The sequence below is a fragment of the Bradyrhizobium nivariense genome, assembly GCF_029846695.2.
Taxonomy (GTDB): Bacteria; Pseudomonadota; Alphaproteobacteria; order Rhizobiales; family Xanthobacteraceae; genus Bradyrhizobium.
Window position 1 is genome coordinate 41,892 of sequence record NZ_JARWCR020000066.1, and the last position, 10,820, is coordinate 52,711.

Annotated in this window: 7 protein-coding genes and 2 pseudogenes; 7 read left to right on the forward strand and 2 right to left on the reverse strand. The window is 57.4% G+C overall.

What is annotated here, in order from left to right; genetic code table 11:
- The first annotated feature begins 362 nt into the window (after nt 1-362).
- From QCM77_RS35870 to ectB, 5 genes and pseudogenes are all read left to right on the forward strand, one after another.
- Entirely contained in the window at nt 363-542 is a 180-nt protein-coding gene (locus QCM77_RS35870) for a hypothetical protein (protein ID WP_280096109.1), read from the forward strand.
- Nucleotides 455-876, forward strand: a pseudogene (locus QCM77_RS35875) (ISL3 family transposase); the annotation flags it as partial. The gene QCM77_RS35870 and the pseudogene QCM77_RS35875, both read left to right, overlap by 88 nt.
- Nucleotides 877-2,813: 1,937 nt before the next feature.
- Nucleotides 2,814-3,497, forward strand: coding sequence for a response regulator transcription factor (locus QCM77_RS35880; protein ID WP_280096110.1), 684 nt, complete (start codon nt 2,814-2,816; stop codon nt 3,495-3,497).
- A 90-nt stretch (nt 3,498-3,587) separates the two neighbouring features.
- On the forward strand, nt 3,588-3,977 hold the full coding sequence (locus tag QCM77_RS35885) for a response regulator transcription factor (protein WP_280096111.1): 390 nt from the start codon (nt 3,588-3,590) through the stop codon (nt 3,975-3,977).
- 1,007 nt (nt 3,978-4,984) lie between these two features.
- Nucleotides 4,985-6,247 (forward strand): diaminobutyrate--2-oxoglutarate transaminase, encoded by a 1,263-nt coding sequence (ectB, locus tag QCM77_RS35890; RefSeq protein WP_280096112.1) that lies wholly within the window; start codon nt 4,985-4,987, stop codon nt 6,245-6,247.
- 316 nt (nt 6,248-6,563) lie between these two features.
- Here ectB and QCM77_RS35895 read toward each other — a convergent pair whose 3' ends face one another.
- Complete coding sequence (locus QCM77_RS35895) at nt 6,564-7,679, reverse strand: IS630 family transposase (protein ID WP_280096118.1); 1,116 nt, start codon at nt 7,677-7,679, stop codon at nt 6,564-6,566.
- A 43-nt stretch (nt 7,680-7,722) separates the two neighbouring features.
- Between QCM77_RS35895 and QCM77_RS35900 the strand changes: the two genes are divergently transcribed.
- Nucleotides 7,723-7,980: a LexA family protein gene (locus QCM77_RS35900; RefSeq protein WP_280096113.1), complete on the forward strand. Its 258-nt coding sequence runs from the start codon at nt 7,723-7,725 to the stop codon at nt 7,978-7,980.
- A 672-nt stretch (nt 7,981-8,652) separates the two neighbouring features.
- Nucleotides 8,653-9,771 carry a nodulation factor fucose acetyltransferase NolL gene (gene nolL, locus QCM77_RS35905; RefSeq protein ID WP_280096114.1) on the forward strand — a complete coding sequence of 373 codons (1,119 nt, stop codon included), beginning with the start codon at nt 8,653-8,655 and terminating at the stop codon, nt 9,769-9,771.
- Between the two features lie 58 nt (nt 9,772-9,829).
- Here nolL and QCM77_RS35910 read toward each other — a convergent pair.
- A pseudogene (locus QCM77_RS35910) lies at nt 9,830-10,708 on the reverse strand (IS3 family transposase); the annotation flags it as partial.
- Between the last annotated feature and the right edge of the window lie 112 nt (nt 10,709-10,820).

Consider the following 10,820-nt stretch of genomic DNA (forward strand, 5'->3'; position numbering starts at 1 on the left):
ACCCCGGCCGCCTTCGTCGGAGCAGGTGGTCGCCTTCGATCGGAATGCATGGTCGCGTTCAATCGGAATCCCTGGCCGCAATCCCCGGAATCCGCAGAAGACTCATTTTAAATGCAGTTCAAGGATGTCTAGCGCATTGATTGGCGGAGAATCAGCGCCATGCGGAAGGCACTCTACCGCTCCAGTCTGGTGCCCCGTGGGTTTGTTGTAGAGAATACGTGCTACGAGGGTGATAAGGCCGTCATCACGGTTCGGGCTTCCGGCGGTGTCGGCCTTGTGGGACGTTTCGCGGCGTATCCATCGCCGGTATCGGCGACGCGTAACTGATCTGCCGCTGTCCGGGGCGAGTCGCAGAGCTCCTGGTGATCGCCCGCCGCTTCCGCTGCGACGCCGACCTGTGCGGACGCCAGATCTTCATTGAGCGTTTCGGCGAGGGGTATTGGCTCCATCGGCGCGACGCACGGCGAGGCTGGACTCTATCGTCCATCATCTCGGTCTGGCGCTTGCTGGTCGGCCGGCAGCGGACTTTGCAAAACGGCTGATGCTGCCAGGGAGCAAAGACACGCTCCTGCGCGTCGTCCGACGCCGTAGCAGTCTGCCAGCTGACCCACCCGTGATCATCGGCATTGATGACTGGGCCTGGCGGCGCAATCACCGATACGCCAGCATCATCTGCAACCTGAAAAGGCCCGGGTCGTCGCGTTGATGCCGGATCGTGAGGCCGCGACTGCGCAAGCCTGGCCGGCTGCTCATCCCACGATCTCGATCGTCGCTCGCGATCGTGGAGGGGGATATGGCGAAGCTGCAGCAAAGGCCCTGCCGCACGCAATGCAGGTCGCCGACCATTGCCATTTGGTGGAGAATGCCAGCGGAGGAGACAGTCAACGGCCTTACCATCGGCGCTCGCAACCTCGATCTGGGTGTCTGATGCCGACCGCCCTTTCGCGCGCGCTAATGTGAAACCCTATCCCGCTCTGGACACGGCGAACCCTTCGAGCGCACTCGGCCCGGGCTTCGCCGATGCAGTGAAACCCGACACCCTCTTGCCGGAGGCCCGCGAGCATCTGCGCGTCGTACGACGAGCGGAGAGGAGATTGTTGTCGTACCGGCCCGCGCAAGCAGGGGCGCCGGTCCGAGGGTTGCAGCGCCTCCCGCCTTGGCGGAGTGGAAGGCGGCGAAGCCCATACCAACGGGACAAACGCGGGAGCCGCAATCGCATCGAGAACCGCGCACAGAATTCACGATGCTCTCGGCGGCGTTTGTCAGAGAGCTCCTCGGTACATTTGGCAGGGGACAGGCTAGAAATCCCGCTGACACGCGCGGTGCTGTTTTGGAGATCGATGTTCACTCCTGGCGCCGTTGCTGGAAGGCGCCACGCAGTCATCAACTCTGAACCACAGCATCAAGGGCAGATCTGCGAGCCGTTGTGAGCGAAACCGCGCCCATAACTATTCTCATCATTCCTGCTATCATTGATGGAGCAACTGACCCGCGACAAAGACACTCCTGATGCGAACAAAGCGCCCGTACAGGCCTCACGGATCGGAATGTCGCTGCTGCGGTTCGCAGGAGGGCGATTGCCGGCCATGCGAAGCCGATAGATCCGAGAGATATCTCGCTGCTTAAATCGCTTCAAGCAAGGCGTAAGCTATCCCAAAAGCGGTGAAGATGATTGCTATTAAAATGACGAACAGCGGAACGCCTCTTCTCACCACGCGCACTGTGACAACATTTATCCAACCTCTGCCAACGAGAACTTTGCCGGATTGCCAATTCGATAGATCTACACCAGGATCGTACAACTTGACGCTAGATACGAAGACGGAGGGACTCACTACTACTCTGCCTTGCTGAGCGAGCCTCAGTTTTGCCACGCTGGTTGCTTCATTGGAGGCAGCATCACCACGGATGTACTGGCGATGTGGGGCGAACCCGACGCACTTTCTTCTCGACGGAGTGCGTCGGGCCGCCTTTAATGACCCTGCCTGGGGGCTTTATGCCCTTAGCGGATCGATGAGCTGGTAGGTCTGACAACGGCTTCAGGTTGACCGCTCGGGGCGCGTTTTGCCGTTCCTATGTAGGTCAAAGAGCTATTCTTCAACTCCAGGCTACCCGGTACGGACCCGTGATGTCCGCCAATTCTGGTAGGAGATGACGGATAGGACTTGAATCGCACCTTGCGTCAGGTTGTACGAAGCCGATGCAAGGTGCTTTCCCCGAGGTCGCCAAGACGCAACTCACAGGCGCTCTGACGACGGAAAAGAAGTGTTCATGTGCTGATGCCGCCGCTACTCGTTCTGCTTTCTATTTTCCTTAGTACGGGTGCGATAGTCTACGCCGCTTGCCGATCGCAACGCCGGCGGGATCGGCGCGTGCACAAGCACAATCGCGCCCATTCGCTCAGCTCGCGCCCCCGCGTTCAACTACCAAGGCGGCGGGCATTCTGATCCTTCAGCGGCAAAATGAGTCGTCCGCTGCAGCACCACTCGCGAAGGCCAGGCGACACGCGCTACCGTGCTAAAGCGAGCGCCGCAAGTCCTGGATTCGGTGCTTCTCGACCGGCTGTTCATCGATTTGATCGATGCCGCGGGGCCGATCCAACGCGACGGCGGATAGACGCGAAAGGCAGTTCTCGACCACTCGAGCGGTTTTTGCTAGACTTTCCTGTAATGGGTCACGCTGGTGCGAATGGCTAACCAGTCACGTGCCTCGAAAATCTCAAAGATTCGGCTGCGCGAAAGGCTGCATATCTCAATCAAAGGTCGTTGTGACGCGACAATTCTACTGTAAATCGTACAAGTGAGGCTCTTATCGTGACCAAGCGCTCTGAACCGCGGAAGGAAGCCGCAAATGTCGTAGGGCCGGAGGTGAGGCCGAGCGTTTTCGTCGTCGACGATGATCTCTCCATGCGCGAATCCCTGGTCAACCTATTTCGTTCGATCGGTCTACATGTCGTTGCTTACGGATCGGCCCAGGAACTGCTCCAGAGCGAGCTTCCTGATGTTCCTAGCTGCCTCGTGCTTGACATCAGGCTGCCAGGATCGAGCGGGCTTGAGCTCCAGAGTGAGTTAGCCAAACTGAAGATTCACATTCCCATCATTTTCATCACCGCTCATGGCGATATTCCGATGACCGTCAAAGCCATGAAGAGTGGAGCAATCGATTTTCTCAGCAAGCCGTTTCGCGATCAGGAACTGCTCGATGGCGTCGTCGCAGCTATCGAACAGGATCGGAAGAGGCGGGGTGTAGACAAGGTGGTCGGGAGGCTGCAGTCCTTGTTTGAGGCCCTAAGTCCACGAGAGCAGGATGTCTTGAAACTGGTCGCCGCCGGCCTGTTGAACAAACAGGTAGCCGCGGAACTCGGGCTCGCCGAGATTACAGTAAAAATCTATCGCGGGCACGTGATGAAGAAGATGGGCGCTCGATCGCTAGCCGATTTGATCAGGATGAGTGAGAGGTTGGGAATTGGCACCGACCGTTTCAGGGTACAAACCTAAGTATGATTTTACAATTTCATCGAACACGCGCACCCTTCAGCTGGCCGTCATGCTTCTGCCACCGCCTTCGCCCAACTAGAACGGGTTGTCTTGTCCAGATATTCAACTGTTTCCGTTGTCGACGACGATCCTTCGATTCGTGCCGCACTGAACAACCTTTTGAAATCGCAGGGCCACGTCGTTCATACGTTTGCGTCGGCTGAGGACTTCTTGCGGTCGTCTCAATTGAAGAACACGTCCTGTGTCATTGCAGACGTGCAGATGCCCACGATGAGCGGCTTTGAACTTTTGGAACAGATGCGGGCCCAGGGTCACGCCGCGCCATTCATCTTGATTACTGCCTTCGCGGATGATCGTACGCGAGCCCGCGCGTTGAGCGCCGGTGTAGCTGGCTTTTTCGCCAAACCCTTTGCAGGTCTGGAGTTGATAGCCTGCCTCGATGAAGCGCTGCGCGAGCATCGTGGCGGAACGGATGCGTAAAAGACGGGGAAGCAGTCTCGACCACACCGCGCCCGCGCGGCGCTTACGATATCGATCAATGTGCCGCTGCCATTGCTGACCTCGTGCCGGTGGCGACCATGGCCTTTCCACCTTGCCGCATTCCTGTCGCGGTTGTTGTGCCTTCGGCCTCTCATCGAAGCACTTGCAAGGGCTCCTGACAAAACCGCCACTGGTATGATCGCGTAATCAGACGAGGCGAGGCCCTCCTCGGCCTGACAAAGGTGCGCACCAACGGCGATGCTGGGCTTGGGTCGAAAGTACCACGGCAGCGGCTTGCCAGGCAGGACCTCGCCGAAAAGGGTTCACCCGACGCTTTCGCGAGTGCTCCAGAGAAAGTCCGGCCCCGGAGTCTGTGGGAGGATGACGCGCCAATCACAGCGAAATCACGCAGCCTTTCAAGACGATCGCTGCATTCACAAAAGGCTGTAGGCCATGTTGGACTTCCGAAAGATCCACAGTTTGCACCGCGAGATTCGTGCGTTCCATCCCAGCATCCTTCGGCGGGCAGAAGCACCCGAAACTTACGCATCCGTTGCAGCCGTAAGACTAATGCCGCTGGTCGATGCGATCTCACGCCATGCCTTCGCTACCGACCGAAGCGCATCGGACCCTTTTGGGTCACGATGAAAGTTATGACATTCGTTCTCCTTCACACAATTTGTCCTGACGCAAGCTAGCCGCAAGGCAGGCGCGAACTCCTCGCGCGCGGCTAAGCAAGCCTGTCCGCGAAAGACGACTTTAGCCAATGGCGTCCGCTGGATGTGGACGACACTACTAGACATAGTAGCTTTGTTCCGCATGATTCTCAGGTAAATCGCTGGAGATGATTTTCAGACGCGCTACGCGCTACCCAAAGCACGTCGAGAGGCGTGGAACCGCGCGTTCACCGTTTGCCTATCTCGTACGATGTTGGCCGCGCTTGTCCGTCGGGCAGATTTTCTTGTCGAGGAGACGATCACATGGTTGGAGTACACGGGCCACACAGAATGAAAACAGTCGAAACGCTAGAGTCGAATGTGCGCTCGTACTCACGTTCCTTTCCTGCTGTCTTCAGTAGGGCGCGCGGCTCGATTATGTTCACCGAGGGTGGCCGAAAGGTCATTGACTTTCTGTCCGGCGCTGGAGCGCTAAACTATGGCCACAACAATCAGGAGATCAAAGCAGCAATCAGCAAGTATCTGGAGTCGGACGGCGTCGTCCATGGCTTGGACATGGCCACTCCAGCAAAGGTCGAATTCATGGAGACCTTTAGCTCTGTCATCCTTCGTGAACGGAATCTTTCCTATCGCTTTCAATTTACGGGGCCTACGGGAGCTAACGCTGTTGAAGCAGCCTTAAAGCTCTCGCGTAAGATCACAGGGCGTCACAACGTCATTTCTTTCACGAATGGATATCACGGCCACAGCTTGGGAGCCCTAGCTGCGAGCGGTAACCGCTTTTACCGCAAAGCCAGCAGCATTCCCTTATCCGGCACAACTTTCATGCCGTATGATGGGTATCTTGACTCCGCTGACAGTCCGGCGGATTACGTGCGAAAGGTATTAATGGACGAGAGCAGTGGCATTGATCTTCCAGCCGCCATTCTCGTCGAAACCGTGCAAGGAGAGGGAGGCATTAACGTCGCCGGTAAGGAATGGTTGCAGTCAATTCAGGCTTTGGCAAAAGAGGTCGGAGCTATTTTCATAGTTGACGATATCCAAATGGGCTGTGGTCGTACAGGCGAGTTCTTCAGTTTTGAGTTCGCCGCCTTGTCGCCAGACATTGTTGTGATGTCGAAATCGCTGAGTGGGTACGGCTTGCCGTTGTCGATGCTCTTGATCAAAGAAGCGATCGACGCATGGGAACCAGGCGAGCACACGGGAACGTTTCGAGGGAACAACCTTGCGCTCGTTTCTGGCAAAGCGGCTTTGACTCTGTATTGGCGTGACCAGACGTTCTCGCACCAGGTCCAACGCTTGGGCGCATTTATGCGGCGTCGACTCGATGCTATCGCGCATCAGCACGGAAACAAGTTTGCTGTTCGTGGACGGGGCATGGTACGCGGCTTCGATTGCAAAACGACAGAGATCGCAGAGGCGACGTCACATAAAGCTTTTGCGAAGGGCTTGATTATCGAGCGATGCGGATCGACGGATCAGGTTGTGAAGTTCTTGCCCGCACTTACGATCGACCAAGACACGTTGGGACAAGGCCTAGACATATTCGAGGAGTCGTTGACCGAAACGTTGAATGCAGCCCGAGGAAGCTAATTTGTAGTCAGACGAGAGAAACTGTTGCACGACAGCATCGCCGCACAAGTCACTGGCGCGAGTCCCTTCTTGCCGCCGAAACGTTCAGGAGTTTTGAAGCCGTGATTATGGAGGTGATGCCTGAACGCCAATGCTGTCTGTGATCCGCCGAGTCGGCTGATGCGCGAAGAACGGCTGCTGCCCTCCTTGGTCCACAACACTGAGTGCGAGCAGCACCTTTGACCATAAAACCTCGCAATCGCGAGCGACTCTGGTCGAGCTGGTTCGCTATCAATCACCCTGCGAGTACGATCCAACTAGTACCTCGTCACAGAGATTATGACTCTTTGGAAGTGGCGGGGTAGGCGCCAGCCATTTTGGGGCGAGCCTTGTCTGTTGTGAACATCCATTTGATGCGGGAGCGGGCGGCATTTCGTTGTCGTTCCCAGGCGGTGATTTCGCGGCGCAGTCGCTTGGGGTCGTCGATCCTGCGATCCAGGCACTGGCGGACGCCGATTTCGATCTCGACCATGTTGAGCCAGCTTGCGTGTTTTGGGGTGTAGTGGAACTCGAGCCGTCGCAAAATCCGCCTGGCTTCGGCGGGCGGGAACGCCTGATAGAGGGCGCCGGCGGAGTGGGTCGATAAATTGTCCTGGACGACCCGGATGATCTCGGCGTCGGGATAATGGATGTCGACGAGATCACGCATGCATTGGGCGTAATCCCTTGCCGCTCGCCGCTCGGTGACCTTGACCTTGCGCCAGGGACGATGCACGTCGAGGAGAACGAAGAGATTGACCGTGCCATTGCGACGATACTCATAATCGTAACGTTCGAGCCTGCCGGGCTTGGCCGGGATGGGCTGACGCGTTTCGCCGATGAGTTGCACCGGGCTTTCGTCGAAGCACACCACTGGCCGTCTGGAGTCGGGTGCCTTGGCATAGAGGTCGAGCACATCCTCCATGCGGGCGACGTATTCGCCGTCGACCTGCGGAATGCACCACATGTCTTTGCGCCAGGGCTTGAGGGCATTCTCGGCCAGGCGCCGCCGAACCGTCTCGTGCGACAGGCTCTTGTGTTCGGTGAGCTTGACCATCGCACCCGCCAGCAGCTTTAGCGTCCAGCGGGCACGGCCCTTTGGCGGACTGGCGCAGGCTGTCGCCACCAGCAAGGCTTCTTCCTTGCCCGTGAGTTTGCGCTCCGCCCCGGGACGCGGCTCTTCGCTCAGCGCCCGCTCCAGATTGCCTTCCACGAAGCGTCGCTTGGTCCGGTACACGGTCGAGCCGCTCACGCCGACGCTCCTTGCGATCTCCTCGTCGCTGGTCTCGGCATCGGCGGCCAGCAAAATCTGCGCTCGCTTGAGCTTGCGGGACGCATGCTTGCCGCCGCTGAGCAGCGCCCTCAGTTCGGTGCGCTCGATTTGGCTGAGTTCGACCCGATAGCGTACATTCATGGCGTGCCTCCTCGTTCGAGGCACGCACGAACAACTGAATCGGATGGCCGGCGTGAGTCCTTCGACAAAACCCTTCACGCCCACGCAGGGGCAGTACCTGGCCTTTATCCACCTCTATACCCGGCTGCATCGCAGGCCCCCGGCCGAAACCGACATGCAGGAATATTTCCGCGTCAGCCCGCCTACGGTTCACCAGATGGTGCTGACACTGGAACGCGCCGGCCTCATCAGACGGCAGCCAAGGACGCCTCGCAGTATCGAGGTCCTCGTTGATCTGAAGCTCCTGCCGGAGCTAATCTGACCGACGACCCAACCTGTCAAAATCACTGTGCAGAGCCACTAGGGCCTTCGCGGATGCACACCAAAGCCACGAGCTGCACTAAGAGATGGCGCGACGAAAGTCGCGTCAAAGCACGCGCTGTTGACGGCGTCAGTTACACGAAACCGAACAAGCCTCCCAATCAGAAAGGTCGGTCCTCGGCTTTTGCTCCAGAACTGCAGAGCACCGCTATCGGCGTGCGCCCATAGCACGCTGCCGTAACCCCAGTGTTGGCGTGCTCGCGTTCAGTTATCAGAAGCCCCTATTGGCGTGAGCACCTCGGCGTCAAGCGAAATTGACGGACCAAATGTCAACTATGCTGGGCCAACCGAGGAAGCCCGACGCATCTGCCGGGTCTGAGATGCGTCGGGCCGAGTGGAGACTGAGCGTGACAGTCTTCCTCCCACAAACGCGTCTGCAAGTAGTATGCCGCGCCCGTGCCGCTACAGCCGTGTCTCAAATTAGATATCTTGTCTTTGCCACAAAGTTCCCCGAGGCATTCAGACATGCCGGCCGACAGCTAGTTCTTGGAAGGCCTAACAAGCTGAGCCTATTCCCCTTCCAAAAACTTCCGCCATCGCCTTTCGTTTGGATCAAAAATGAGGCAGAAGAACCGGACAATGGGCCGCCGGCTCGTCAACAACAGATATCTAGATGTTTGATACATTGCTACCCGTGACTGGAACGAACGTCCCCAGTTCGCGCACGGCAGAGGCATACGATCGAGATCTCAGTTTAGATTTCGCGAAAGGTGCACTCATTGTTTTGGTGATTGTTGGGCACCTGATCCAGTATGTCATCTACCGAGACGACGGGTTTTGGTATTCGCCGTACTACAAATCGATCTATATGTTTCACATGCCACTTTTTATGGCGATAAGCGGATATCTTTCTGCTCGATCGCTGCTGCAAAAGCCGCTCACTCGAGCCGCCAGCGACCGTGCGAAGCAGCTCTTGCTGCCGATGCTGTTTTGGTGGGCGATGATGGAGACAGCTAAGTTAGCGGTGTTGTGGCGCGCGACCAGCCTAACGAGCGGACTTTTGGAATTTGTAGACGATCTCGCTGGCACATATTGGTTCATCTGGGCCACGTTTATTTCCTACCTTCTCATCAAGATTTCTACCAGGCTCACCCGCCGATCGTGGGTCATAACTGGCTCAGCGATACTGGTCGCGCTCGCGCCTCTGACATTCTCCATATCACCGCTGATCAGATTCACTTACCCGTTCTTCTGCTTCGGCTTCTTGCTTGCTCAATCGAGAGAACGATCGACGAGTGCATTGCGACATCACAAGCCGGTCCTGATTTTATTTCTCTTAATAGTGACTTGCGTATGCTTTCTAGCTTGGGGCAAGAGCACCTATGTCTACAATAATCTTGGGGTAATTCACGACTTTCGGTCAACTCAAGACGTGCTTCTGATGTTTGTTGGCTCTGCAGCTGCGTCAGCAATCGCTATCGAACTCCTGCTGCAATGCTGGCGCTTTGGCCATTCAAATCGAATGGCCCGCTTTATCGCTGTGGAATTGGGCCAAACCACGCTGCTGCTCTACCTGGTCCAGGGTACCGTGTTCCGTCTCATGGATTTCATACAATTCGGAGAACTTTGGGATCTCACGACCCGGTTGATCATCGCCGGTGTGCTCGGGGCCGCGATCATTGCGATCGCCCTAACGATCCGCTCGATCGTTCGAGGCGTTCCATATCTGTCTCAGCTCGTCCTTGGAATGCCACCACGCTCAGGTCTCCCGCAAGCCAAACCTGCAATGTGAGCTGGTCCCGGTTGTCTGAACAAAAATTCCGCGTCGATAAGTGGAGCCTCTGCCGGGGTTAGGCCACCGCGCGGAGCGGTGGAAGGTTGAAGTAGGCTTGATCTGGGGTCATGTCGTCAAGACTCGAGTGGGGCCTTCGTCCGTTGTAGAAGTCGAGATATCGGCCGATCGAGCTGCGGGCCTCGCTGACGCTTTCATAAGCTCGCAGATAGACCTCCTCGTACTTGACGCTACGCCACAGCCGCTCGACGAACACGTTGTCCCGCCAGGCCCCTTTGCCATCCATGCTGATGGCGATGCCGTGGCCGGCTAGCAGACCGGTGAACGCCGTGCCCGTGAACTGCGAGCCCTGATCGGTGTTGAAGATCTCCGGCTTGCCATGACGAGCAAGAGCATCCTCCAACGTCTCGACGCAGAAGGCCGCTTCCATCGTGATCGACAACCGCCACGACAGAACACGACGCGTCGCCCAGTCCAGCACCACGGCGAGATAAACAAAGCCGTGCGCCATTGGAATGTACGTGATGTCCATGGCCCAGACCTGGTTCGGGCGCGTGACCTCCATGCCGCGCAGCAGATACGGATAGATCTTGTGGCCGGGCTCGGGCTTGGTGGTGCGCGGACGGCGATAGAGCGCTTCTATCCCCATGCGCTGCATGAGCGTCTTCACATGCCGGCGGCCGATCTTGCACCCCTGCAAAGCCAGCAGGCCTCGCAACATACGCGAACCGGCGAAGGGGAACTCCAGGTGCAGCCGATCGAGACGCCGCATGATCTCGAGGTCGGCTGAAGAGACCGGACGCGGCAGATAATAAACGCAGCCGCGGCTGATCTTCAAAACTCCGGCCTGCTTGGTGATCGACAGATCGTGTTCACGGTCGATCATCGCTTTGCGCTCAGCAATCCCGCCTTGGTGAGCGCTCCTTCTAAAAAACTGATCTCGGCGCTGCACGCCCCCTGTGGGATAGAAACGAATTGGCGATAGACTGCGTTCGGAAGGGAGCGGCCGATACGATTTTGGTGGCATTTTAACCCCGTCAAAAAACCTG